General features: G+C 59.9%; 15 protein-coding genes and 9 pseudogenes. 16 read left to right on the top strand and 8 right to left on the bottom strand.

Annotation, left to right across the window (positions count from 1 at the left end):
- Window positions 1–7: 7 nt before the first annotated feature.
- The 5 genes from ASD03_RS19880 (at window position 8) to glcF (ending at window position 5,596) form a co-directional block, all read left to right on the top strand.
- A complete protein-coding gene (locus ASD03_RS19880; protein ID WP_057215479.1) occupies window positions 8–988 on the top strand; it encodes an ROK family protein in 981 nt (326 codons plus the stop codon).
- Window positions 989–1,008: 20 nt separating this feature from the next.
- The gene (locus ASD03_RS19875) at window positions 1,009–1,449 is read left to right on the top strand and encodes a heme-binding protein (RefSeq protein WP_057215477.1); all 441 of its coding nucleotides are present in this window, start codon (window positions 1,009–1,011) and stop codon (window positions 1,447–1,449) included.
- 59 nt (window positions 1,450–1,508) lie between these two features.
- The gene (locus tag ASD03_RS19870; protein ID WP_057215474.1) at window positions 1,509–2,948 is read left to right on the top strand and encodes an FAD-linked oxidase C-terminal domain-containing protein; all 1,440 of its coding nucleotides are present in this window, start codon (window positions 1,509–1,511) and stop codon (window positions 2,946–2,948) included.
- Window positions 2,945–4,141 carry a glycolate oxidase subunit GlcE gene (gene glcE, locus ASD03_RS19865; RefSeq protein WP_057215471.1) on the top strand — a complete coding sequence of 399 codons (1,197 nt, stop codon included), beginning with the start codon at window positions 2,945–2,947 and terminating at the stop codon, window positions 4,139–4,141. The genes ASD03_RS19870 and glcE overlap by 4 nt, the downstream gene beginning before the upstream one ends.
- A gap of 132 nt (window positions 4,142–4,273) precedes the next feature.
- The gene (gene glcF / locus ASD03_RS19860) at window positions 4,274–5,596 is read left to right on the top strand and encodes a glycolate oxidase subunit GlcF (protein WP_057215468.1); all 1,323 of its coding nucleotides are present in this window, start codon (window positions 4,274–4,276) and stop codon (window positions 5,594–5,596) included.
- 981 nt (window positions 5,597–6,577) lie between these two features.
- Here the strand turns inward: glcF and ASD03_RS19855 are convergent.
- A pseudogene (locus ASD03_RS19855) lies at window positions 6,578–7,585 on the bottom strand (IS110 family transposase); the annotation flags it as partial.
- A gap of 64 nt (window positions 7,586–7,649) precedes the next feature.
- Between ASD03_RS19855 and ASD03_RS19850 the strand changes: the two are divergent.
- The 7 genes and pseudogenes from ASD03_RS19850 to ASD03_RS19815 form a co-directional block, all read left to right on the top strand.
- A pseudogene (locus ASD03_RS19850) lies at window positions 7,650–8,524 on the top strand (IS3 family transposase); the annotation flags it as partial.
- 418 nt (window positions 8,525–8,942) lie between these two features.
- On the top strand, window positions 8,943–9,881 hold the full coding sequence (locus tag ASD03_RS19845; RefSeq protein ID WP_156408013.1) for a hypothetical protein: 939 nt from the start codon (window positions 8,943–8,945) through the stop codon (window positions 9,879–9,881).
- A gap of 10 nt (window positions 9,882–9,891) precedes the next feature.
- Window positions 9,892–10,308 (top strand): hypothetical protein, encoded by a 417-nt coding sequence (locus ASD03_RS19840; RefSeq protein ID WP_057215462.1) that lies wholly within the window; start codon window positions 9,892–9,894, stop codon window positions 10,306–10,308.
- A pseudogene (locus ASD03_RS37945) lies at window positions 10,309–10,716 on the top strand (thermonuclease family protein).
- 654 nt (window positions 10,717–11,370) lie between these two features.
- Window positions 11,371–12,023: pseudogene (locus ASD03_RS19825) on the top strand (extracellular solute-binding protein); the annotation flags it as partial.
- Window positions 12,024–12,107: 84 nt separating this feature from the next.
- Window positions 12,108–13,228, top strand: a pseudogene (locus tag ASD03_RS41325) (ATP-binding cassette domain-containing protein).
- A 2-nt stretch (window positions 13,229–13,230) separates the two neighbouring features.
- Window positions 13,231–13,731 carry a GNAT family N-acetyltransferase gene (locus ASD03_RS19815; protein ID WP_057215451.1) on the top strand — a complete coding sequence of 167 codons (501 nt, stop codon included), beginning with the start codon at window positions 13,231–13,233 and terminating at the stop codon, window positions 13,729–13,731.
- Window positions 13,732–13,750: 19 nt separating this feature from the next.
- Here ASD03_RS19815 and ASD03_RS19810 read toward each other — a convergent pair whose 3' ends face one another.
- The 3 genes from ASD03_RS19810 to ASD03_RS19800 form a co-directional block, all read right to left on the bottom strand.
- Window positions 13,751–14,530 carry an SDR family oxidoreductase gene (locus ASD03_RS19810; RefSeq protein WP_057215448.1) on the bottom strand — a complete coding sequence of 260 codons (780 nt, stop codon included), beginning with the start codon at window positions 14,528–14,530 and terminating at the stop codon, window positions 13,751–13,753.
- Window positions 14,531–14,594: 64 nt separating this feature from the next.
- Window positions 14,595–15,785, bottom strand: coding sequence for an aminotransferase class V-fold PLP-dependent enzyme (locus ASD03_RS19805; protein ID WP_057215445.1), 1,191 nt, complete (start codon window positions 15,783–15,785; stop codon window positions 14,595–14,597).
- Window positions 15,782–16,255: a RidA family protein gene (locus ASD03_RS19800; RefSeq protein WP_057215443.1), complete on the bottom strand. Its 474-nt coding sequence runs from the start codon at window positions 16,253–16,255 to the stop codon at window positions 15,782–15,784. Before ASD03_RS19800 ends, ASD03_RS19805 begins: the two co-directional genes overlap by 4 nt.
- Window positions 16,256–16,370: 115 nt before the next feature.
- On the opposite strand from ASD03_RS19800, the gene gcvA reads away from it, so the two are divergent.
- A complete protein-coding gene (gcvA, locus tag ASD03_RS19795; protein ID WP_057215438.1) occupies window positions 16,371–17,279 on the top strand; it encodes a transcriptional regulator GcvA in 909 nt (302 codons plus the stop codon).
- 121 nt (window positions 17,280–17,400) lie between these two features.
- Here the strand turns inward: gcvA and ASD03_RS19790 are convergent.
- Together ASD03_RS19790 and ASD03_RS19785 are read right to left on the bottom strand one after the other, a co-directional pair.
- A pseudogene (locus ASD03_RS19790) lies at window positions 17,401–18,876 on the bottom strand (M81 family metallopeptidase).
- A gap of 12 nt (window positions 18,877–18,888) precedes the next feature.
- Window positions 18,889–19,372: pseudogene (locus tag ASD03_RS19785) on the bottom strand (hypothetical protein).
- Window positions 19,373–19,484: 112 nt separating this feature from the next.
- Here ASD03_RS19785 and ASD03_RS19780 point away from each other — a divergent pair.
- Together ASD03_RS19780 and ASD03_RS39125 are read left to right on the top strand one after the other, a co-directional pair.
- Window positions 19,485–19,795: pseudogene (locus ASD03_RS19780) on the top strand (RidA family protein).
- Between the two features lie 55 nt (window positions 19,796–19,850).
- A pseudogene (locus ASD03_RS39125) lies at window positions 19,851–19,964 on the top strand (RpiR family transcriptional regulator); the annotation flags it as partial.
- Window positions 19,965–20,359: 395 nt separating this feature from the next.
- Here the strand turns inward: ASD03_RS39125 and ASD03_RS39120 are convergent.
- On the bottom strand, window positions 20,360–20,524 hold the full coding sequence (locus tag ASD03_RS39120) for a hypothetical protein (protein WP_156408012.1): 165 nt from the start codon (window positions 20,522–20,524) through the stop codon (window positions 20,360–20,362).
- Window positions 20,525–20,678: 154 nt separating this feature from the next.
- Between ASD03_RS39120 and ASD03_RS19770 the strand changes: the two genes are divergently transcribed.
- Complete coding sequence (locus tag ASD03_RS19770) at window positions 20,679–22,520, top strand: DDE-type integrase/transposase/recombinase (protein ID WP_057215432.1); 1,842 nt, start codon at window positions 20,679–20,681, stop codon at window positions 22,518–22,520.
- Between the two features lie 86 nt (window positions 22,521–22,606).
- Here ASD03_RS19770 and ASD03_RS19765 read toward each other — a convergent pair whose 3' ends face one another.
- Window positions 22,607–24,211 (bottom strand): Fic family protein, encoded by a 1,605-nt coding sequence (locus tag ASD03_RS19765; RefSeq protein WP_063997093.1) that lies wholly within the window; start codon window positions 24,209–24,211, stop codon window positions 22,607–22,609.
- Window positions 24,212–24,300: the final 89 nt, after the last annotated feature.

Genomic DNA, 24,300 nt, shown 5'->3' with positions numbered 1-24,300 from the left:
TTTGGAAATGCATCAGATCGCCATTGGGATAGATTTGGGAGGAACGCAGGTCCGCGCAGCTCTCGTCGATGAGCGGGGCAATATCGTCGCGCGCATGGAGGAGCCGACCGAGGCCCACGCCGGTCCTCTACGGGTCCTTTCCCAAATCCGTGCACTGGTCGAGCGCCTATTGGCAACATCCAAGCCGGCCACGGTCGTAGGCATCGGCGTCTCCACGCCCGGTCCAATCGACACTGTGAGTGGCGTTGCCAGGAATATCCCAACGCTTTCCGGATTTGCGGATTTTCCCCTGAAGGCCGAACTTCAGCGCCAGTTCGCGTCTCCGGTCTGCCTGGAGAATGACGGGATCGCAGCCGCAATCGGCGAATGGCAGTTTGGGGCTGGGCGGGGCCTGGCAAACCTGGTGTATGTCACCGTCAGCACGGGCATTGGCGGCGGGATCATCGCTGATGGACGAGTGCTTCGCGGCAGGAAGGGCATGGCCGCCCACGTGGGCCACATGTCGGTCATGCCGAATGGTGAGATTTGCCCCTGCGGCAACAAGGGGTGCTTCGAGGCCTACGGCTCCGGAACCGCGTTCACCAAGCGGGCTCGCGCCCGTGCGGCAGATAGCCACGAGACTAGACTCGGCAAAAATGGAACCGCGATCCACAGCCGAGATGTGTTCGCGGCTGGAAGAGGAGGGGACTTCCTCGCCAACCTTCTAATCGACGAGGAGGCCGAAATCCTCGGACGCGGCTTTGTAAGTCTGATCCACATTTTTAGTCCGGACGTGGTGATCATGGGAGGAGGTCTCTCCCATGAGTTCGACCGTCTCCGCCCTGGCATTCAGGAATACGTCGCCCGCTGGGCGATGCCGGCCTTCAAGGACGTGAGCGTCGTTCGTGCTGCGCTTGGACAAAACTCCGGGCTGGTCGGGGCCGCAGCCCTGGCATTCCTTGCGGACCGCCCGGGCGAAGAAACCTTGGCGCTTGTCGCGCATCGATGAAATCCAGAGGAGCTACAGCTTTGTTGACGATCAGAAGGTTAAGTCTGCCCGACGCCCGCATACTCATCGAGGGCGCCCGTGAACGTGCTCGCGAAATCGCGGTGCCAATGTGCATCGCGGTGACGGACGAGTCGGGGCAGCTCATCGCGTTCGAACGTATGGACGGCGGGAAGGTGACCAGCACGATCATCGCGCAGGATAAGGCATTCACTGCCGCAGGCGCCAAGCGCACGACCGAAAGTTACTGGGAGGCAAGTCAGCCCGGCAAACCGGCTTTCGGCATCAATTCCGCAATCGGTGGGCGGCTCATGGTGGTGGCCGGTGGGATTCCCGTCGTGGTGGACGGCGACGTCGTCGGCGCCATCGGCGTCAGTTCCGGGACGCCCGCCCAGGACAGCGATTGCGCACAGTCCGGGATCGACCATTTTCTTGCCAGCCTGCGCGGGCCCGAAGCGAGCTGAGCTCCAGGGGCCATTGCCGGCCAGGTCGAACCTCAACAGTCGGGAGTAACGGAAGCGATATGGACTCAGAGATACTTTTCTTGGAACCGCGCCCTGCTGTTCTCGCCCGCCGACGCGAGATTGTTGCGGACCTTGCCTCGTTCCTACCGAAGGACGCCCTCATCAGTGACGAACGCGGTCTCAAGCCCTTCGAAACGGATGCCTTTGTCGCGTACCGGCGGATGCCGTTGGCCGTCGCACTACCGGAGACGACCGAACAGGTCGCGGACGTTCTCAGATACTGCAGCCGGAATGGGGTTCCGGTGGTCCCACGCGGGGCGGGCACTTCGCTCTGCGGCGGCGCGATTCCGCAGGAGGACGCGGTTGTCATCGGACTTTCGAAGATGGCACGCGTTCTTGATATCGATTTGGTCAATCGGACGGCAACGGTTCAAGCGGGCGCAACAAACCTCAGCGTTTCGGAAGCGGTATCTGGCGCTGGTTTCTTCTATGCGCCAGATCCGAGCTCTCAGCTTGCATGCACTATTGGCGGCAACATCGGCATGAATTCGGGCGGCGCCCACTGCCTGAAATATGGAGTGACGACCAATAATCTGCTCGGGGTAAAAATGGTGCTGTTCGACGGAACGATAATCGACGTTGGCGGTAAAGCACTCGATCCCGCCGGCTACGATCTTCTTGGGATTATCTGCGGTTCGGAGGGCCAACTCGGAATCGTCACCGAGGCTACCGTGCGATTGATAGCCAAGGCCGAAGGCGCGCGTCCGGTGCTCTTCGGATTTAGTTCTTCTGAGGCAGCTGGCGCGTGCGTAGCAGATGTCATCGGCGGCGGCGTCATTCCCGTTGCTATGGAATTCATGGACAAACAGGCGATCGAAATCTGCGAAGCATTCGCGCAAGCTGGCTACCCGCTCGACGTCGATGCGCTGCTCATCGTCGAGGTCGAAGGTTCCGAGGCGGAGATGAGTGCGACGCTGGCGGATATCGTCGAAATCGCGCGCAGGCATGACGTTAAGGTCGTTCGAGAATGCCAGTCGGCACAGCAGGCGGCTCTCATTTGGAAAGGGCGAAAATCCGCCTTTGGCGCGACCGGGCGCGTCGCCGACTATATCTGCATGGATGGCACAGTGCCCCTCAGCGAACTTTCGAATGTCCTGCGCCGAACTGGCGAGATTGTCGCGAGCTACGGCCTGCGTGTCGCCAACGTCTTCCATGCTGGCGACGGGAACATGCATCCGCTGATCCTTTTCAACGCAAACGATGCCGTGGAGGCCGCGAAAGCGGAGGCTGCCGGAAACGACATCCTAAAGCTCTGCGTCGATGTGGGGGGCTGCCTTACCGGAGAGCACGGCGTGGGCATCGAAAAGCGGGATCTCATGCGGCATCAGTACGGGGCAGTTGACCTTGAACAGATGATGGCCGTGCGCGCCGCGTTTGATCCCGACTGGATTTTGAACCCCTCGAAGGTCTTTCCGCTCGACGGGCGCGGTGCCGCATGAAGAGCTTCGCGCCGAAAACCGAGGAAGAGGCCTCGGCAATCATCGCCGTGCATGCCGCGCGCCGCGAACCGTTGGTCATCTGCGGGAATGGCACCCGCAGCGGCTACGGCAATCCCGTCGCCGCCGAAGCACGGCTTCAATCGAGCGAACTTGCTGGCATCGTCGCGTACACCCCGCACGAGATGGTCATGACCGCGCGCTCTGGTACGCCGGTGGCGGTCGTCGAAGAGGTGCTTGCGGCCAAGAACCAGATGTTGGCTTTCGAACCCATGGACCACAGGGCCCTAATGGGGACCATCGGTGCGCCGACGATCGGCGGAGTGTTCGCCGCTAACGTATCGGGGCCACGGCGGATCGTCGCCGGGGCGGCGAGAGATAGTCTCCTCGGCGCGCGTTTCGTCAATGGGAGGGGACAGATCGTCAGGGCAGGCGGAAGGGTGATGAAGAACGTCACTGGACTTGACGTGACGAAGCTGGTGGCGGGATCGCACGGTACGCTGGGCCTGCTGACCGAGGTGACGTTCCGCGTTTTGCCCCGCCCCGTGACTGAGACGACCGTTCTCATTTCCGGTCTCGCGGAGCCAGCAGCAACATCGGCCATGGCCGCGGCAATGGCGCTGCCAGTGGAGGTGTCCGGGGCTGCGCATTTGCCGCTGGGGAGGGCGGGGGGCGGCTGTGATGGAGAAGCGAACACCGTCGCCACGACTGCTCTTCGTCTCGAGGGGACGGCATCGTCGGTGCAGGAACGCGCCGTGAAACTACTACGAGCGATGAGCGCATTCGGACCGGCCGAACGACTGGACCCGGACAGCAGCGTCACGCTTTGGCGAACGGTTCGCGACGTATCGCCGTTCTGCGACGGGTCCACGAGGGCGCTCTGGCGGGTATCGGTGGCTCCTAGTTCTGGTCATCGTCTGGTTGCCGCGTTGCGCGAGACGGTGAATGTCGACGCATTCTACGATTGGCAGGGGGGCCTGATTTGGTTGAGAACTGAAGGCGATCCCCATGCCGATGTTCTTCGCGGGCACCTCAAAGCGTTCGGCGGACACGCGACGTTGCTGCGAGCCAGTGCCGATGCGCGCCGGGCGGTGCCTTTGTTCGAACCGAGTAGCGCCAGCATCTCCATGCTCTCGCGAAAGATCAAGGAGAGCTTCGATCCGGCCGGAATTCTGAATCCAGGAAAGATGGGATGACGTTGATCACGATGGTCCCGATCGGAAGCACCAGCGCTGCCTTAGAGAACTATCATGGGCGGCTCCAAGAGCCTTCTTGATCGAGACGATTGAAAGAGAAGAACGCGTTCTTGCGTTCGCGGAGCCTTGCAGATGCAGACTAACTTTACTGCCTCCCAACTGGCGGATCCCGCCGCCGCCGAATCCGAGTCGATACTGCGGCGTTGCGTGCATTGCGGTTTCTGTACCGCAACATGTCCGACGTACCTCACACTTGGCAATGAGCTCGACAGCCCCCGCGGGCGGATCTATCTCATCAAGGACATGCTCGAGAACGGCAGGCCCGCCGACCAGTCGGTTGTCACCCATCTCGATCGCTGTCTCTCCTGCCTCTCCTGTGCGACGACCTGTCCATCCGGTGTCGACTATATGCACCTAATCGATCACGCGCGCGCCCACATCGAAAAAAGCTATCGTCGGCCGCTGATGGACAGGGTCATCCGTGGCCTGCTGGTGTCAATCCTGCCGCATCCGAAGAGGTTGCGCATGGCACTGAAGTTGGCGCGAGTAGGCCGGCCGTTCCGAATGGTTGCTAAACGTTTCCCGGCATTGAAACCGATCGCCGCGATGCTTGAATTGGCCCCAAGGCGGATCACACCACTATCACCATACTCGTTACCGCAAACTCATCAGGCGCAAGGAACCAAACGTGGTCGGGTGGCAATTCTGACGGGCTGCGCGCAGCCCGTCCTGGAACCCGGCATCAACGCCGCCGCAATCCGACTACTCACCCGCCTCGGAATCGAGGTGGTGGTGCCTGACGGGGAGGGATGTTGCGGAGCGCTCGTCCATCACATGGGGCGTGAAAACCTGGCGCTCGACAGCGCCCGCTCGAACATCGACGTCTGGATCCGCGCGATTGAAACAGAAGGGCTAGACGCGATCATCGTCACCGCCTCTGGCTGTGGAACGACGATCAAGGACTACGGGCACATGTTGAAGCTCGATCCGGACTACGCCCAGAAGGCGGCCACGGTGTCTTCCATTGCTCGCGACATCACGGAGTACCTGTCCAGCCTCGCACTCCCGACGCTTCCATCGAAGGGGATAACGGTCGCTTATCACTCCGCATGTTCGATGCAGCACGGTCAGAAAATCACCACCGGCCCGAAGCAGTTGTTGTCCATGGCAGGTTTCACTGTGCGGGATCCGAAAGAAGGTCATCTGTGCTGCGGGTCCGCTGGCACCTACAATATCTTGCAACCGGAAATTTCCAGCAAACTGAAGGTGCGAAAGGTCGGCAACCTGGAAGCCACGAACGCAGATGTCATCGCTGCCGGGAACATCGGTTGCATCACACAGATCGCCACAGGCACGGCGATCCCGATATTGCACACCGTGGAGCTGCTCGACTGGGCCTATGGCGGCGAAGTGCCAGAGAAGCTGCGGTCGAAACCCGAAGGGCTGCGCCGTTGAAGCAGGATCTCCTCCTGTCAGCTGCGTTCGGGCTGTCGGGCGTCTGATATGCCGCGCCTCTAAGTTCCGCTGGTACCCGTGCGGAACAAAGGGGTGAAGATCATGTCTAGACCTTTCGTAAGGTGGCGGGCTCTTTACCGAGAGAACGACCTGCACAGCGTCAGGAGCTGTAGCGCCAGTTCCACGAAGCCACCTACGTTTTGCGGGGCGGTGGCTTAAGTCGCTGCCCCGTTTCGCGCACGGCCGATGAACCCGGCCGACCGGGTTGTAATCGCAGCCCTAAAAATTGCGAAAACGTGCTTCAACCTTTCACCGGTTACTAAAGTTGCCTACGAACGATACTTATTCTCACGATAGGATAAATCGCGCCATCGGCGCTTTCTCGCCACGATAACAGCGGCAAGCCAGATTGCCCTCGCTGTGGTTGCCTGGAGCCGTACAGCGTCCGCTGACGTGTTTCCGATGCTCGGAGGCGAAATGCCGCGCCGAATTCTCGGTAACCTCCGGAATGGTGTTCGCTCTCGTTCAAGAAGATTATCATGGCGATCTGGGAGGAGATCACGGCCGCTAAAAGGCATGGCTGTGCTTCACCAGAGTCGCAAGCTACGTCCAGTACATACTATGACTTCGCTCTCGGAAGTGCCCATGAGTTCAGTGCTCGACTCTGCCTCATTCCCGAGTCGTTACGTAAGCCGGTATGAAGTGCGGAGGGGGATCAAACCCAGATGGTGATCGCCGCGATCCTGCTCAAACTTCAATGATAGGCCAGCAAGATGCAGGTTACAACGGGTGTCCACTATGTCCGTAGCCCGTCTCCCGTTTCGAATAGGTCGCTGAACCCGAGAGGGATCGCCGTTTTGCTCACATTCGATTCAAATCACACCCACCGCCATTGGCGCGCGGTACAGGAGACACGTTGAAATAATCCATTTTGAAGTAAGCTCTGGCCCATTGAGAGGACCAGGGAATGAAGCGCAATCGTTTTAGAACGGCCCAGACGATGCGTGCCATCTTGGCCGCGAGTGCAACGACGGCTTTGTTGGGATGCATCCGGGCTTCAAGGCCGTTGAGCCAGTTGCCCAACCGATCGCGCGTCCGGTCGAGATGTCGGAGGCACGACCGTGCGCCATGCACCAGAAGCTTGCGGACATATCGATTGCCGCGCTTGCTGATCCCCAGCAGCGTTTGCTTTCCTCCAGTCGAATATTGTCTCGGCACCAATCCCAACCACGCCGCTAGATCTCGGGCTTTGCGGAACTGCAGCCCATCGCCGACGGCGGCCAGCAATGCTGTAGCGCCCAACGCGCCGATCCCAGGGATTGTCATCAGGCGGCGCGTAACGTCTTCCCGATCGGCTATTGCCTCAATCTCTTTGGTGACTTGGCGGATGCGCTCTTCGAGGCGCAGGAGATCGGCGTGTAAATCACCCAGCAGCCGACGCATTGCCGGTGACAGATCATTCTCTGGGTCATTCAGAGCCTGGGGTAGATCAAGTTTGAACAACCCCGCTCCCTGCCGCAAAGCGACGCCATATTCCAGGCAGAAGGCGCGCATCTGATTGATCAAGCGCGTCCTCGAGCCGACCATCTGATCGCGGATCCGGTGCAGCGCCTGGAGGTCGACCTGATCGGTTGCCTTCGCCGTGACGAAGCGCATTGTCGGCCGCGTCGTCGCCTCGGCAATCGCTTCAGCGTCGATGATGTCGTTTTTGTTCGACTTGACGTACGGCTTGACAAATTGCGCGGGGATCAGCCGAACCTTGTGCCCGAGCGCCTGTATCCTGCGGGCAAGCCACTGCGACCCCGCGCAGGATTCCATGCCAACAATGCTCGGGTCTGCCCGGGCAAAGAACTGGAGAAGGGTGTCGCGCCGAAAGCGCACCTTTTGAACGGGTGTACCGTCGGCGCTCAGTCCAACGACGTGGAAGACATTCTTGCCGATATCAATGCCATAGACCGCGGCCGGCCGCGGCAGATTGCGATGAGCCATTGCTTCCTCCATTGGTTTGGCCGCCTCATGATGAGGCGGGAGGACGAGGCGGACCATCCCATTAGTGGTGACGCCCGCAGCAAAGCGGAGAGCTGTCGCGCATCTGATGAACCAACATCGGATGAGCGAACGGTGGGCGTGTAAAGCCATCGGCTTTTGCCGCATGACGATCCGTTACGAAACCAGACGCGACGACGATCATGGCCTTCGCGAGCGAATGAAGGCGCTGGCACATGAACGCCGCCGCTTCGGATATCGACGCCTTCATGTGCTGCTCAGGCGCGAGGGACACCTTGTGAACCACAAGAAGCTCTTCCGGCTCTATCGGGAGGAGAAGCTGACGGTGCGCAAGCGTGGCGGCCGGAAGCGAGCGATAGGCACCCGAGCACCGATGCTGATCCCGATGGCAGCCAATGACCGTTGGTCGCTGGATTTCGTGTCGGATCAACTCACCGATGGCCGCAGGTTCCGGATTCTGACGGTCGTCGACGATTGCACCAGGGAATGCTTGGCTCTCGTCGCCGACACGTCGCTCTCCGGCCTGCGGGTCGCCCGTGAGCTGGATCGGATCATCGAGGAACGTGGCAAGCCCAGGATGATCGTCAGCGACAACGGCAGCGAATTCACCAGCAACGCGATTTTGCAATGGACGGACCCAACCAAGGTGGATTGGCATTACATTGCCCAGGCAAGCCGGTCCAGAACGCATTCATCGAAAGCTTCAACGGACGGCTCCGCGACGAGCTATTGAACGAGACACTCTTCTCGTCAATGCCTCACACTCGATCAGCTCTTTCAAGCTGGCGCATGGATTACAATGATCACCGGCCGCACTCGGGCATCGGCTGGATGACACCTGCCGAATTGGCTCAGACCATCACCCCGCGACGTGAAGCGGTGCTGCGCAGCCGAAATGGCTCCGCACCGCAACCCGCCGCTACCGTCAGAGGCGCCTCTACCGCAAAAGGATCGAGAAACAGACCATTTTGTACATCACCACCGGAAGCTTTACCGTCACCTGACCAGCGCCATACTGCTACGAGGATCCCCTTAACTACGTCGACGTGGGGACCGTATTGCCGCCTTCATCTCGAGGACAAATTGGAAGCAGGCAACACGCGCAGATCGACGTCAGCGCCCAGGTCCCTCACGAGATGCGGCCGGAAAGTCGGCGCTGTCCGCGCGCGATGGGAGCCTTGTGCTGCCATCCCCGTGAAAGCGACGCCAACGGAGCTCTCCCTTCAAAGTTGTCGCAGTCCGTAGTATCGTGCCGTTTTGCTGTCGGGGGGTGGCATTGGGGATTAGGACAAAGCACGGCATATTGCCGTTAATTGGATTACTTAGCTCTTGTGTAATCGTGCCGGAACAGGAGGACGTTACCGGTATATCTACGCCGGTTGTGGTTCAGCAAATCCGCTGTGAAATGCGAGATGCTATTCGCGGCCAGTTGGCTGGCTACCTTGTGAAGCTGAAAGGCGACAAGGTCGCCAACGATATTGGTTGGACGTTGGCGGACCGAAAAAACAAACTTTCCAACATCGATCTGCGAGGATTAAATCCAGAACTCAAGCGCCTGATCGCCAGCTTCAAGGAATACGCCGTTGTGTACGACTTCAGCTTCAACGGCACAATCACAGCGAATATCGATGGCGACGTGACTGCGGTCGACACTTTCACTTCGGGCAACAGAAATTGGCCTTTCACGGCACGGCTTGATCGCTCCCGCCAAAACATTCAATCGTTTCGTCAGTCTGACACCTTTGGCGGCCTCTTCCGGGAGGTGTCGGAGGAATATTGCGAAAACTCAAAGGTCCACGTGGCGAACTATGTCTACCCGATTACCGGACGCATTGGTCTAGCGGAGCAGCTTCAGGACTTCTTATCGTTGAACAGTTTCGCCGAACTGGCGGCTCCCCCAACGAACCCGAAGGGGCCACCGACGTTCGTGTCCAATATCACTTTCACAACAACTCTGAAGGGGACGATCGATCCGACGATTGCGATCACTCCGGTTGTCGGAAGTACGACGACAGGAGGCGGTTACGGGCTGACGTCTTCCCGGGCCGATATTCACCAGGTGATTGTCGCCTTCGCGGCCAATGACACGATCCCCACCAAGGCGGAGATCGAAAGGTTCCTAGCGCCCGCCCCTAGACCGGTCTTCCGCCGCGAAAGGCCGGCACCCACTATAGAACAGCGAGCCGCAGACGAGGCTATAGATAACAGCATCTTGCGATTTAACATCGGCAGAGAGCCCGGAGCCGTTATCCTCAACAATTCATTGATCTCATTCTAGGGAGGAAGAGATGGTCGAAAATGATGGTAATCCTCACCAGGAACCGGTTCAGGTGCGAATTCGCTCGATTGCGTCCTTCATCGGAATCTTAGAGAAAGAAGGCCTAAAGGACGCCTTTTTTTCTGGCGCTCCGTCAGTTGGCGTGCTGCCAGGTGGGAGCGGTGACACGACGACGATGACGCGGCTCGACACGGAGCTCTTTCGCGGACGGGAAGAGGTCTCGCCTATGGACCTCTCGACGATGATCGACAGATATCTTTCCGAGAAGGCAGACGACCTCGACGATACGAGACTGACGATAGCACCGGAGACGATGGCCTACGCTGTTCAGTTCGTCGAGAGCCGAGGACTTGCGGCGACCTATCCTTTAGCGGCGCATTTACGGAATTGTAAAGGCGGTCCCGTGGAGTGCCCCGAGGGCATTTAGCTGGACATCGACGGCGATACCATCGAGATCAGCGGCGAGCGCATCCGCCTGCACGGAGTGGATGCTCCGGAAAGCAGACCTGCGAGGGCGGTGACGGCAGTATCTACCGGTGCGGCAAGGAGGCTGCCTTCGCGCCCGACCAGTTCATCGACGCCGCGGCCTTGCGAATTCGTCAAGCGGGATCGGTACCAACGGTTCGTCGCTGTGCGCTTCCGCGCCGACGGCCGTGAAGTCAACCGCTGGCTTGTCGAGAACGGTAACGCTGTGGATTGGGGACGATATAGCAAGGGTGCTTATCGCGACTTCCAGGAGTTCGCCCCTGCTCGCGGCATCGGGATATGGCGAGGCAAAATCGAGTTGCCGTGCCGGGCCCGCGCCGAACATGCGAAGCGTGAGACTTCGTGCTGAGGACGAAATCAGTGTCTTTCCGAACGCGTACACGGCCTGGACGCCGGTACAGCCGTGAAGCGTTTGCTTCGGTCCGTCAGTTAACCCGTAACTGACAGACCCTCGTCGCTTCTGCGGACGCCCGTCCCGGTCAACGTCTGAGGCATCGATCTGGCCCCGAAGTATGATCGAACAGACGCCTCGTTGAAGGCCCCTTGCTTCCCGTCTCCGCAATCACAAGTGCCGAGGCGCGCTCGCCGTCTGCCGCGAGTGCCGAATAGGACGGTACGCATCGGATCGTAACGCCGGTCATTCGCTGTTGTCGTGACCTCCGGAACCGCTTCGGATTGCAGCGGGTCATAGTTGATGCCGAACTCTGCGTGCCGGCTGAAAAGCCAGTCGATATCCTCATGGGGCCGAGGTGACATAGACGATAGCATCTCGGATAGCCCGATCTGGTAGGGACACCAGCGTTTCCGATCCCGCTCGCACCGTCCTCCGCAGCGCATGCCGAAGAGATGGCTGCACACACGTAGGCTCATCCGATTTCCCTGAGGTCAATCATTGGCTGCAAACCGCTCCAGATAGGCGATCGTGGCACACCTTATCTCGAAAAGCTGAAGGCGCCGTTCGCGAGGGAATTGCACCTGCCAATGCACGTTTCCGACATCAAAATACAACACGATGCACCAATTCATGCATTGGGTTTACACCAACAACGGCAAGGTTATCGACGATGACAAGCATCGACAGCCCGGAAGTGCTGGCGGTCCTGCAGGCCTACAAGGACATCACGGCCTATTCTGTGGAAGGGGCGACCGCTTACGAGCAAAACGAAATCCGCGCCATCTTCCTCGACGGCAAGGTCGGCATGATCCAGGCCGGCTCCGGCGCCGCTGCGCGGCTGAAAGAAACGACGATCAACTGGGGCATTGCGCCGCTGCCGCTCGGCCCCTCGGCCAAGGGCACGCTCCTGATCACCGACAGCCTGGCGATATTCAAGGATACTGGCGTCGAGGAAAAGGCGATCGAATTCGCTAAGTTTATCACCTCTCCCGGTCCGCAGGGCGAGTATGAACTGCAGGGCGGCGCGGGACTGACGCCGCTGCGCCCGTCGCCAAAGGTCGATGAATTCGTCAGGGCCGATGCATCCTGGAAGTCTTTGATCGACGGGATCGCCTATGGCGGTCCGGAGCCGCTCTTCAAGGACTACAAAGGCTTCCAGAACACCATGATCGAGATGGTCCAATCCGTTGTCACCGGCAAGCAAGGCGGAGCCGGCCGATGCCTTGAAAAAGGCCGCTGCCGATCTCGAACAGTACAAGTAAGCCCGAAGAGACCGCGGGCTCTAGTTCCCGCGGTCTCTCCAATTCGCGGATAAGCCGGCTTCGCCGCCGGTCGGAGACAGTGGCTTGGGACAGCTCAATCTCAACAAGGTTCAGAAATTCTACGGCACATACGAGGTGCTGAAGAGCATCGAACTCGAGGTGAAGAACGGCGAATTCGTGGTCTTCGTCGGCCCCTCCGGCCGCGGCAAGTCCACGCTGCTGCGAATGATCGCCGGCCTCGACGAGACGACGGCCGGCGACATTGTCATCGACGGCAAGCGGGTCAACGACCTGCCGCCCGTCAAGCGCGGCATCGCAATGGTCTTCCAGTCCTATGCGCTCTATCCGCACATGACCGTGTTCGAGAACATCGCCTTCCACTGCGCGTCGAGAAGATGGGGGAGGAGAAGCTCAAGGCGAAGGTCGAGCATGCGGCGCGCATCCTCCATCTCGACCAGCGGCTGCAGCAGAAGCCGGGCATGCTTTCGCAGCGTCAGCGCGTGGCGATCGGCCGGGCGATCGTGCGTGAGCCGAAGATCTTCCTCTTCGACGAACCGCTCTCGAACCTCGACGCGGCGCTGAGGGCCGACATGCGCATCGAGCTTGCGAAACTTCACCGGCAACTGAAGGCAACGATGATCTACGTCACCCACGACCAGATCGAGGCGATGACGATGGCGGACCGGATCGTCGTGCTGAATGTCGGTGAGATCGCCCAGACGGGCGCGCCGCTCGAGCTCTACCATAAGCCGGCCAACATCTTCGTCGCCGGCTTCATCGGCCATCCAAAGAATTTTCTGCCGGTCACCTGCAGCGGCCTGCGCGAGGAAGGCGTCGAAATTGACTACAGAGGGCAGCAGGCGGTCATACCGGTTACGCCCCGCAGCGGCATGATTGGCCGTTCTGTGACGCTCGGCGTGCGGCCGGAGCACATCCAAACGGGCTCCGCCGACCTGACGCTGGCGATCAACCCGTCGGTCATCGAGCGCCTGGGCGCACACACGGTTGCCTACGCCTCGCTCGGCGGCGAGGGCGAGAACTATTGCGCCATGCTGCCGGGTACCGCCGTCATCCGGACGGAAGAACAGGTGACGACCGGCATCCGCGCCGCCGACTGCCACCTGTTCGACGAAAACGGCGTGGCCTTCGAACGTCGGGTCGAGATGACCGACATCGATCTGGCGCTCTTCGACCCGGCGGCCTGAGCGTGACCGTAGCGATACGATTGCTCGGCCCGGGCGATATCGAGACCTTCCGGCGCATTCGGCTCGAGGCGTTGCGCACCGAGCCGGATTCCTTTGCCAGCAGTGCGGAGGATTGGGAAAAGCTTCCGAAGGGCGAATGGCGCCGGCGGCTGACCGACAATCCCGTCTTCGTCGCCTTCCGCGACGACGATCCGGTGGGCATCATGGGCCTGCTACGGCAGAGCGCCAGCAAAATGGCGCACCGCGCCACCGTCGTCATGGTCTACGTGCATCGGAGCTCGCGCGGCAGCGGCGCCGCAGGGCTGCTGCTCGCAGCGGTGACTGACCGCGCGCGGAATGAAGGCATCCGGCAATTGGAGCTGTCGGTCAGCGCCGAAAACGCGGCGGCAATCGCCTTCTACCGCCGCGAGCGGTTCGAGGCGGTCGGCCGCATTCCCGGCGGCTGCATCCGCAACGGCCGGGAAGTCGACGACATCATCATGGTCCGGCGGATCGTCGATTGAGCCATGAGAGCCGGCGAACTCAGAGCGTCGAATTGAGCGCGCCGCCGTCGAGCAGGAGGTTCTGGCCGACGATATAGCCGGCATACTGGCTGCACAGGAATGCCGCGGCGGCGCCGAACTCGCTCGGCGTGCCGACGCGCCCGGTCGGATTCTGCGCATATTCCTCGGCGCGAGCCTCTTCGAGCGAAATGCCGCGTGCCTTGGCGGATTTTGTTAGCAATTTTTCCAAACGCTCGGTCTCATGCGCCCCGGGCAGCAGGTTGTTGATGATGACGCCGTGGCGGGCGACCTGACGGGCCGTGCCGGCAACGAAGCCGGTGAGCCCGGTGCGCGCGCCGTTGGAGAGACAGAGTTCCGGGATCGGCGACTTGACCGAGGCCGAGGTGATGTTGACAATGCGGCCCCATTTCCGGTCGATCATGCCCGGAATGACGGCCTTCATGAGCAGGATTGGCGCCAGCATATTGGCCCTGATCGCCTCCAGCCAATTGTCTTCCGTCACGCTCGACCAGTCGCCCGGCGGCGGCCCGCTTGCATTGGTGACGAGGATATCCGGCCGTGGCTCCGCCCGCAGGAGCGCATTGCGACCTTCCTCCGTCGTGACGTCGGCGGCGACGATTTCCACCTCCACGCCATAGTCCTTGCTGATGGCGCGCGCCGTCTCGCGAAGCTGTTTCGGCTCGCGGGCATTGAGCGTCAGGATGACGCCCGCCTCGGCGAGTTTTTCGGCGACGCCCCGGCCCAGCCCCTTCGAACCAGCGCAAACCAGCGCCCGTTTGCCTTTGATACCCAAGTCCATCACATGCTCCGACTATTCTGTCTTTACTACCTGTTTGGCAGCCTGCCCGAAGAAGGGGGCGGGCTCATGCTCGCCGCGCGATATCGGCGACTGCCTGCGAGAGATGGGCAACCTCCGACACGGTGTTGACATAGCTTACCGAAGCCCGCGCGATCTGGTCGAGTCCACGCACGGTCATGTCGAGCGGTGTGTAGGGAACACCATTCGCGCCGATCGTGATTTGCCTTTCGGCCAAGGCCGTGCGCACTTCGGTCGCCGGAAAGCCCTTTACGGTGAATGACACGATGCCGGAGAATTCCGTACCGAGGTCGCGCACCGTCACATTCGGGATGCTGCGCAGACTGTCGCGCAGACCGTTCGCGAGCGTGCCGATCCTCTGGCGGATCGCACCGATGCCGACCAACCTTGCCTGGCGTATGGCCGCGCCAAGCCCGAGGAAAAGTGCCGGCGAAATCTCGCCCGCTTCGAACCGGCGTGCGTCGCTACGGATCTGGACGACCCCTTTGACGATCGGTCCGGAGAGCACGTCGAGGTAGCGCGGCGTCAGCCGTGGCAGGAATTCCTGCCTGACATAAAGGATCGCCGTGCCGCGCGGGCCCCGGAGAAATTTTCGGCCCGCCGCCTTCAACACGTCGCATCCAAGCGCGGCGACGTCGATCGGGATTTGGCCGAGGGCCTGGCCAGCGTCGATGAAATAGGGAATGCCGGCCGCCTTGGTCACGCGTCCGACGGCAGCCGCATCGTTGATCAAGCCACCATTCGCGGGCAGCCATGTGAGCGACACGAGACGCACGCGCTCATCGATCATCGACGCGAGAGCGGAGGCATCGATGCTCCCGTCCTCTTGCCCCGGAATGATCTCAATACGCGCTCCGGTGCGCGCCGCAGCTGCCTGCATGGTGGCAAGATTGCCGCCCCATTCGTGGCGTCCCACAAGGATGCGGTCGCCAGCGGCCAAGGGTGGCAAGGCTGCAAACGCTGCGCCCCAGGCAGTCGAGCCGCTGCCAAGGAACGCGATCTCGCTCGGCCTAGCGCCGATCAATGACGCCGCGTCGGCTCGCGCCTCCTCAAGACGTGCGCTTGCTTCGTGTGCCGCCTCCATGGGACCGTCGGCCGCTTCCCTTCTGAGATAGTCCCATATCGCTGTTAGTGTCGATTGGGAGGGCAGCGAAGCACCGGAGTGATTGAAATGCATGCCGGTCGAACAGCCCGGCGTCTCGGATCGAAGTTGCTCCACGTCCAGTGCATCGCTCATGCGGCCGGCTCCAGTTCCACCAGTGCATCGATTTCGACAATTGCGCCGGCCGGCAGTGCAGCCACGCCCACGGCGGCACGCGCATGCCGGCCAGCTTCACCAAACACACCGACGAACAGGTCCGAAGCGCCATTGGCAACCCGGGACTGTTCTGTAAAGTCCTTAGATGAGGCGATGAAGACGCCGAGCCGAACGATGCGTTGGACGGCCGCCAACGAACCATCGGTCGCAACGGCGATCTGCGACAAGACATTGATCGCTGCGCATTCGGCAGCCAGTCTGCCTTCCTCAATGGAAACCCCGGTCCCCAGCACCCCGGTGAGGACTTCGCCGTTCCTGACGCTGATTTGGCCGGAGACGACCAGAAGGTTACCGGCACGGACGGAGGAAACGTAGTTCGCCGCTGGCGCTGATGCTTCCGGCAATCGATGGCCGAGCGCGGCAAGTTTGGATGCGATGGTTTCTGACATGACGGTCTCCCTTGAAACTATCGGGAGGATGCACAGCGGGTCCGATTGCTTCCAATTCAAACTTCGCTATGGTGTGATCGATCTGACTAATGTCTGGACTTGAATTGAAGGACTAATGCGCACTTCCACCACCCTGCCGCCGCTGCAGGCTTTGCGCGCCTTCGAGGCGGTCGGCCGATTGCTCAGCTTCCGCCGCGCAGGCGAAGAGCTCCTCATCACGCAAAGCGCAGTCAGTCATCACATTAAACAACTCGAGAACATGCTCGGCGTGCGGCTGTTCATCCGCCGGGCCAAGAGCATCGAATTGACACCAGAGGGGGCGGCCTATCTCGGAAGGACGATGGACGCATTCCGGATCATCGCCGATGCGACCACGGCGATGCGCCGGCAGGCGGAGCGGCAACGGGTGCGCGTCAGCGTCCTGCCCTCCTTCGCCGCCAATTGGCTGGTGTCGCGTCTCGCCGGCTTCATGTCGAAACACCCGAAGATAGAGGTCGAACTCGAGCCGACTTTACGCCTGACGGACTTCGCATCGGACGATGTCGATCTCGCCATCCGCTTCGGCATCGGCCGTTGGGAGGGGGTGAAGGCAGAGTGGTTGATGAATGAAAAGCTGAGTCCGGTCGCCAGCCCGACACTGTTTGGCGATGGTTCACGCTTCGTCGAACCGGCGGATTTGCTTCGTCACACCCTGCTCGGGTCCTGGAACCCGGTCGATTGGGAGCTTTGGCTTGGCGAGACCGGCGTCGATATTCGCAGCGCTCGCGTGCTGCAGCTCACAGACTACAATATCGTGCTCCAGGCGGCCCTGAACGGCCAGGGCGTTGCGATCGGACGCATGCACATGGTTCGCGATCATCTCGCCGCCGGTCGGTTGATCCAGGCGTTCCCGCAGACCGTCCGGTCCGAAAGGGTCTCCTATTGGCTCGTCATGCCACAAAACCGTCGGCTCAGCGCCGGCGCCGCGGCCTTTGCGGCCTGGCTTAAGGAAGAGGCGGTATCGCCAGCTTCGCTTGTCTGCTGAGGACTTCGTCAGGGCCGACCGTCCACGGCGATCACTTCCGCAGGCCGTCATCACGATAGAGGAAATCCTGACTACGGGCTGCACCCGGTCCGGATGTATCCTTTTGGGCTGCGGAGTTGCATCATATCGCGTTGAGGAGTTCGCGCCGATGAGGATCGCTCGCAATCGGCCAGATATCGCGCCGCGCGCCGATAGGGCGTTTTCGCCGGATCGTTGGGGTAGGGCGTACCGGCCGAGCAATAGAGGATCTGCGACGCGATCTTGGAGAACGAGGCGTAGAAGTGGTTGGTCGATTTGACCACCAGAATTTTCTTCGCATTCGGATCGATACCCATGACCGAGAACAGGCTCGGGTCAAAGCTCTGGGCGCGTGTAGAATTGAGAATGATGTCGATACCGCGATACTGAATATGCGCGGCATCCTCGAAGGGAGCGAAGCTCTCGCCAAAGCGCATTTCGGCATTGCGCACCAGCCGTACCACCCTAACGGTGCCCTCGATCGGATGGCCCGTGCCAGGGGCCGATTTCGCGCCGAAGCGCAGGGGGATTTCGGCGCCTTCGCCCGCCGCCATGCAGATCTGCACGGCCATCGGATCCCAGATGGTGCCGATCGCCGCATCCGTCACGCTGTTCGCGAGCAGTTCCTCGAGCACGACCGTCGCATCGCCCGCCGTGCCGCCGCCGGGATTATCCCACATGTCGGCGATCACCACCGGGCCGGCGAGTGCGGCGACGGCCGCGGCGACCGCCTGCCGTTCGTCGACTTCCGGCATGCGGAAGGTGCCGCGCCTTTCGAAGAGTTCGAGGCCGAGTTCGCGGGCGAGCGCCTGGCCCTTCTCCGGGCGGCCGTCGGTCACGACAACCATCTTGGTGCCCATTTCCGGGACGTCGCCGGCCATGAAGCCGTGCCCGACCGACAGCGACAGGACGTCCGGATCCTCCCGCTCGATCCGCATCAGCTTGTCGACGAAGCTGCGCATCGGTTCGCGCGACGTCGGAAAGACGTCGATCATCGGGCAATCGAACACCGACATGACAGGTCGGACGCGCCCTTCGAGCGTGTCGACGGCGATGCGCCAGAGGTCTTCGGCGCGATCGACGAAATCCGTGTGCGGGAATTCCTTGAAGAAGACGAAGAAATCGGCGGCTGCGACGCGTTTTTTGGTGAGAGGGCTGTGCGGGTCGAGCTCGACGCAGATGAGCAGTCCGGCCCGAGGATCTCGCGCATGCGCGTCAGGAGATCGCCCTCGGTGTCCTCGTAGCCGTCGGAGACCATCGCTCCGTGCAGCCCGAGCACAACGGCGTCGACGGGGAGCGCCGAACGCAATTGCCCGAGGATCTCGTCGCGCAACTCCTCATAGGTTCGCCGGTTCACCAGTCCGGCAGGGTCGGCCCAGGCGGCCGTTCCCTCGATTAGCTGCCAGCCCTTCTCCGCCGCCATGCGGCGGCCGACGGTGATCGGCGCGGTGCAGAGCGTCGGCGTTTCCGGATGCTTGCCGGGAGGCGCATAGAGCGACGCTTCGAAGGCGCGCCTGTCGATGCAGTTCGGAGAGAAGGTGTTCGTTTCGGTGGCCAAAGCCGCATAAAAATGCGCAATGCCGTCGCCTTTTCAATCACCCATCGGATTCGGCAAGTAACCGGTGAAGCCGCAGATCTTCCACCGAGCTTCATGCAGCCGGCAATAATATACCGTTTGCCACTTCAGGACATCGACGCTGCGCCTTCCTGATACCGCCATCGAATTTCTTGCGGGCGAGCGCCCGGTCGCCGTTGACCTCGATGTCCTCGAGGGTCGTGGTCGTGAAGATCGCCGTGCGCGCGTCTTCCGCGAAGGACTGCTCGGCAAAATCCCGGGCCTGGCGCAGCCATTCGTCGCGATAGGCGGCAAGCGACGGAAACGTCAGCCGCCAATCGTCAGGGCTTGCTGCCCGTTTTGCATCGATGCCAATGAAACCCTCTTCGATAAAATCGGCGGCCACCAGCGACCAGTCGGCGGCAAGGAAAGCGCCGATGTCGCGCGTCACCAGCATCTCCCAGATCTGATGCCGGGCGGCGTCGCTGGCAGAGAACGGATTCTGGAAGGGATTCCGCATTTGTTTTGCCCTTACTGAAATTCTTTTCATGATTGGCGTTTCTCTCTGGTCAAATTCGACTTTCTGTAGTGATTTGTCACCGTAATGCGAAAATAATTTGCACAAGTTTCTGATGTCCATCAAACGTTATGGCGCCGAAGAGATCGGGGCAGGCGGAAAATCGCTGCCGTGGCGCGCGCCGTGGAGGCAGACGGCTGGCTATTTTGAAGGAGGCCGACTACGGTATCGAGCACGTGGTGAGAGTCGGCGTCTGGCTGGACGACCCGCGCGATTTCTGGAGCTTCAACAAGATCTTATCAGGAATATTTCGCAGCTCATCCGCCGGCGCGTGCATGCGTGCAGTCTTCGATGATGGTTGATTGCAAGGTGGAAATCGACTGCGTCGCTTATAAGCCCAAGGACGAACAATATGTCGCGGGATGAGGAAAGTGCGTGCGGTTTCCCCCCGCCCGCGGCTCAGATAGGAGTGGCCGTCCGGATGGATATTTTCGCAACCTTGCAGCATGAAAAAGAGCGGCTGTCGCAGTCGGAGAGCCGCATCGCCGACATTCTGCTCAACGACTTCGAATTTGCCGTCAACGCATCGATCATCCCGACCTCTTCCTTCGTGGGGGATACCGGCATCAGCTCGAGGACATTTACTCCCAGGCCGACCAAGTGGTCCAGCTGGGCGACCAAGCCCACAAAATTGCGATTGAAATCGCCGACATGCACCTCGTAGACTATCATCCTCTCCAATTCTGGCACGGTGAATGCACCGTCACTCCATGAACGGCACCGCGCCTGGATCGATCCGGAAAGCAGACAAGTCCCGATCCCGACCTCATGCCCAAACGGGTCCGAGAACCACGGCGTGACGGCGCGAAAGTCCCGCAGCAGCTGATAACGATAGAGGTACTTTCCTGGCTGTCCGAAATGCCCCGGCGTACCGGCGTTAGCCGCGAGATCGATGGTGGCGTCCCAGAGATCCCAAACAGAGCCGTTGTGCTAGAACATATCGAAGTCCTTCGGCTCGATGCCGCGCACGAACTGATCCCGTTCGTGTATCACCCGCGCCTTCACTCGGTAGCCGTGGTCGAAGGTAATTCCTGGCAGACAAACGCCACTGGCGTCCCGCCAGGCATGCGCTCCTACCTTGTCGAGGTCGATCATTTTACCCTCGTGGCCGGAACGGTTGATCACCCGAGTTGCGTCTTCGGGGTATCATGAGAAGTCCGCAATTCGTGTCCTGAATTGCCAACCTGCACCAAAGTGCCGGCAGACGCGTCAACGCCGGCCGCTATACGACGAGGCCGCTCGGAGTGCGTTGATTGTGGTGTGGGAGGCTTCCGACCGTGTCTGCGGCAAACGCCTCAAAGCATTACTGCCCATATTATTGCCGGCCTTGGAACGCAATGGCCATTTGAAGCTCGAGGAAGAGATACGCCATAAGATCCTGTCGATGAGCGCCGCGACGATCGACCGTTTGCTCCAGATGCCGCGGCGCACCAACAGAGCGAAAAAGCCGAGAATAGTGCCAGAGCCGCGGCGGCGTATCAAAATGCGCACTTTTGCCGACTGGAACGAGCCGCTTCCTGGCAGCATGGAAATGGATCTGGTGGCTCATTGCGGGGATGTCAACCGCGGTAGCTACGTTCATAGTCTGGTTCTGACCTTTATCGCGAGCGGCTGGACGGAGGCCGCGCCCATCGTGGTCCGAGAAGGCAGCCTCGTGGTCGAGACACTCGAGCGTATTCGCATAGGCTTGCCTTTCCCTCTGAGAGCCCTGGACGTGGACAATGGCAGTGAGTTCGTCAACAACAGGTTGATCGAATATTGCCTCGCTCACGGCATCGAACTCACCAGGTCACGGCCTTACCGCAAGAACGATCAAGCCTGGATAGAGCAGAAAAATGGCGCCGTCGTACGGAAGCTGTTGGGCTATCGGCGCTTCGAGGGATTGGCGGCGGCCAGGGCGATCACGCGTCTCTACGGGGCATGCAGACTGTTCGTGAACTTCTTCCAGCCCTCGTTCAAGCTGGCAGCAAAGCAGCGCGATGGTGCAAAGGTGACCAAACGCTATCAACCGCCACGGACTCCCTGTGAGCGCCTCCGGGAGAGTACTCCGAGGGCCGTCAGGAGCAAGCTAAGCGAGATCGCCGCCGCGCTCGATCCGCTGAAGCTTCTGGAGGAAATACGTGCTGTACAGGCTTACCTCGCAGCCTTAGTCGACGGCGAAACACCGCCACCAGCGACATGCGAACCGCCCAATCTGGCCGCTTTCCTGGCGAGCCTATCGAGCGCCTGGCACGCGGGCGAGATTCGTCCAACCTTCTCTATCGAAGCCAAACCGCGTTGCCTGCGGAGCCTACAAAAGGTGACAACACAAGCCCCCATTGCGAGCCCGACAGAGGCGATCGAGCCGGAAATTCCGTCTTCCGTCGCCGTAACGCCGGCGATAACACCGGAGAAGCCGAAACCGGTCTACGCGGAACCTGGCCACGCCCGCATCCAAGCGCTCCGTGCGGCGTGGCCGATCGTGTGCCGCCGATTAGAAGAATTCCCCAACATCAACGCCATGCAGCTCTTCGACGAGTTGTGCATCCAGTTTCCGGGTCGATTTACCCGCAAACAGTACAAAACGCTCGCCCGCAAGGTCAGTCTCTGGCGCCAAGCGGCTCACGCGCGCGGCGTTGTCATCGGCTCGAAGACGTATCGTCGGTTCAGTGACAAACCACGTGGTCGCCGCCCGATGTTTTTAAAGACCATTGGGAGGAGATGGCAGTGTACCTTGAAGAACATCCAGATCAGACCGAGCTTGAAGCTCCTCGAATTCCAAGCTCGTTACCCTGGACACTACAGCTTGCGACTGCATCGCACGCTACAGAAGCGAGTAAGGGTGTGGCGACAGCAAGCCGTGCAGCGGCTCATCGGTGATGCCAGGACTCTAGCCCGCATGTCGCTCCAGATCCCTCATGCTGGGCAACGCAGTAACATTCTAAATGAGCACACGGTAACAAGATTACAAGATTACGTGAGGCGACACCGTGGTAGCCGCCTGAAACCCGGCCCCTCCACAGAAACAGCCACAGGCTGCTGCGGTCGGAAGATGCTCAAAAGCCTTTCCGGCCGGGGCAATCGCTCGATCTTGCGGCCGACGGCTTCATGACGAACAATCTTTGTAGGGACCTCAGGATCTTACCGCGAATGTGGATACGCTTGGAAGACGGCGAAATCGTAAGCGACAAGTCCATGTCACCGTTTAGGCTTACGTCCCGTAAATCTCGTATTATATTTTGCCACAAGCTGTGGTGCGGCATCAAAAACACGCTTCTCGATTTCGTCTCTCTGCTGTTGTGATACGGCACCTGGGCTATGTTCGCAAAGTGCTTCGATGACTTCTGCGCGAGATTGGCCGTGCTCTCCAATGCTTTCAGCGATGACGCGGTCTTCAACAACCCGCCAATCGACTTGTGATGCTGCAGTCTTCAAAAGTTCCTGCGCGGCCATATCGCCCAAGACCTTTCTGGTGCCCATCGACTGCTGTAGCGTCGGGACATAGGTCATGCGTTTTGCAAATTCCTCGCCAGCGTCAAAGAACTTCCCTGCTACTTCTTGTTTCTTTCCATGGGTCAGAAAGGATGGAATCGAAGGCTTAGGCGGGTCTACCTCTCCATCCGCGAACAGGTTTGGAAATAGACGTTCCCGATATTCGAGCGGAAAAGCGATACGAACCGGCGTCTTCGGCGAATTTGACTTTAGGAAACCAGCGTCGACCAACTCCTTCGTCGTTTTCCGAGCGGTTCGGTCGGTGGTCTTTGTGATCAGGTTGATATCACCACGATCCAGTGAACCATGGCGCAACACCGCTGAAACCACATCGGCAGCCCATTTATCGTCAGTCACTGATTCCACCAGCTTTCGGTAGCGGGCTTCCAAGGTTTCGAATGCAAAGACTGTTTTTGAGAAATTGATCTGATCAAGTGCGACAGAAAGGAACCACTCGCAATAGTCTTGCAGTGCTTTGGCGGACAAATTGCCGCGTCCGTCCCTTTCGCCCATTCTTTGCGTGTCAGCGTAGTCCATCATGCGCTTGTATTCTGTTTTCTCGTTCAAGCCACGAGCTAGTCCGCGCGAGATTGACCAGAGCCCTTTCCCACCGACACCAGCTTTTTGCGCCATTGCGTGCGACATCAATCTGCTGACACGTCCATTGCCGTCTGTGAAGGGGTGGATGAAATTCAATCTATGGTGAGCGGCAGCGATTGATATCACTTGGTTCGTGGCGCTAGTCTGCGCCATTTTATATCTGTTGGAAAAATGCAGCATAAAGGCACCGACGACATTCGATGATGGCGGGTGGTGTCGGCCAACAGCGACATCATCGAATGTCGTCGTTCGAAACTGGCCAGGTATAATCTCAGCTTTTGTTTTATCGGGTCGTTCGACAAAGCGAAATTCATTCGGCATCTCTTCATAAAATCGTCGGTGCACCCAGGAAATAAATTCGATGGAGGTTGGTGCAGGAAGTGTACCTCGGTAGCCGAGATGGTCTATTTCACGTTGAACGATTACATGCGCGGCGGCCTCCAACGCCAACGGTCGTGTTGCTTCTTCTACTTCAGCACCCGCCAGTGCTCGTTCGATATCCTTAGGGCGAGTGTTGTGCCCTTCGATAAGGTTCGAATAGTAGCAATTCATCAATCGTACCAGGTCCGCTAGCTCTGAAGCAGCGTCATCGTGCAGGCCACTTCCGAGACCTGCGACAGCAGTCTTGATTTCGACTACAAGGTCAGACAGATTTGAGGGGATGACGTCCTCGAAGAATGCTGGCTCAATGCGTGTGGGGACTTCTTCCATATTTCCGATCTTACCGCCGTTAAAACTCTTATATATCTAAGACGTTAGCTTGTATGGGACAAGTTTATTTCCGATCTTCGCTTCCGATC

It is taken from the genome of Ensifer sp. Root127, from assembly GCF_001425225.1.
In the GTDB taxonomy this organism is placed as follows: Bacteria; Pseudomonadota; Alphaproteobacteria; order Rhizobiales; family Rhizobiaceae; genus Ensifer; species Ensifer canadensis.
The sequence above is the reverse complement of the archived record's forward strand: the minus strand, read 5'-3'. Positions and strand labels throughout refer to the sequence as shown.

Bases quoted from the DNA above. Each gene is read 5' to 3' on its own strand.
- glcF (WP_057215468.1), top strand. From the start codon at position 4,274: ATGCAGACTAACTTTACTGCCTCCCAACTGGCGGATCCCGCCGCCGCC.
- ASD03_RS19840 (WP_057215462.1), top strand. From the start codon at position 9,892: ATGGTCGAAAATGATGGTAATCCTCACCAGGAACCGGTTCAGGTGCGA.
- ASD03_RS19810 (WP_057215448.1), bottom strand. From the start codon at position 14,530: ATGGACTTGGGTATCAAAGGCAAACGGGCGCTGGTTTGCGCTGGTTCG.
- ASD03_RS19805 (WP_057215445.1), bottom strand. From the start codon at position 15,785: ATGAGCGATGCACTGGACGTGGAGCAACTTCGATCCGAGACGCCGGGC.
- ASD03_RS19765 (WP_063997093.1), bottom strand. From the start codon at position 24,211: ATGGAAGAAGTCCCCACACGCATTGAGCCAGCATTCTTCGAGGACGTC.
- ASD03_RS19880 (WP_057215479.1), top strand. From the start codon at position 8: ATGCATCAGATCGCCATTGGGATAGATTTGGGAGGAACGCAGGTCCGC.
- glcE (WP_057215471.1), top strand. From the start codon at position 2,945: ATGAAGAGCTTCGCGCCGAAAACCGAGGAAGAGGCCTCGGCAATCATC.
- gcvA (WP_057215438.1), top strand. From the start codon at position 16,371: ATGCGCACTTCCACCACCCTGCCGCCGCTGCAGGCTTTGCGCGCCTTC.
- ASD03_RS19870 (WP_057215474.1), top strand. From the start codon at position 1,509: ATGGACTCAGAGATACTTTTCTTGGAACCGCGCCCTGCTGTTCTCGCC.
- ASD03_RS39120 (WP_156408012.1), bottom strand. From the start codon at position 20,524: ATGATCGACCTCGACAAGGTAGGAGCGCATGCCTGGCGGGACGCCAGT.
- ASD03_RS19800 (WP_057215443.1), bottom strand. From the start codon at position 16,255: ATGTCAGAAACCATCGCATCCAAACTTGCCGCGCTCGGCCATCGATTG.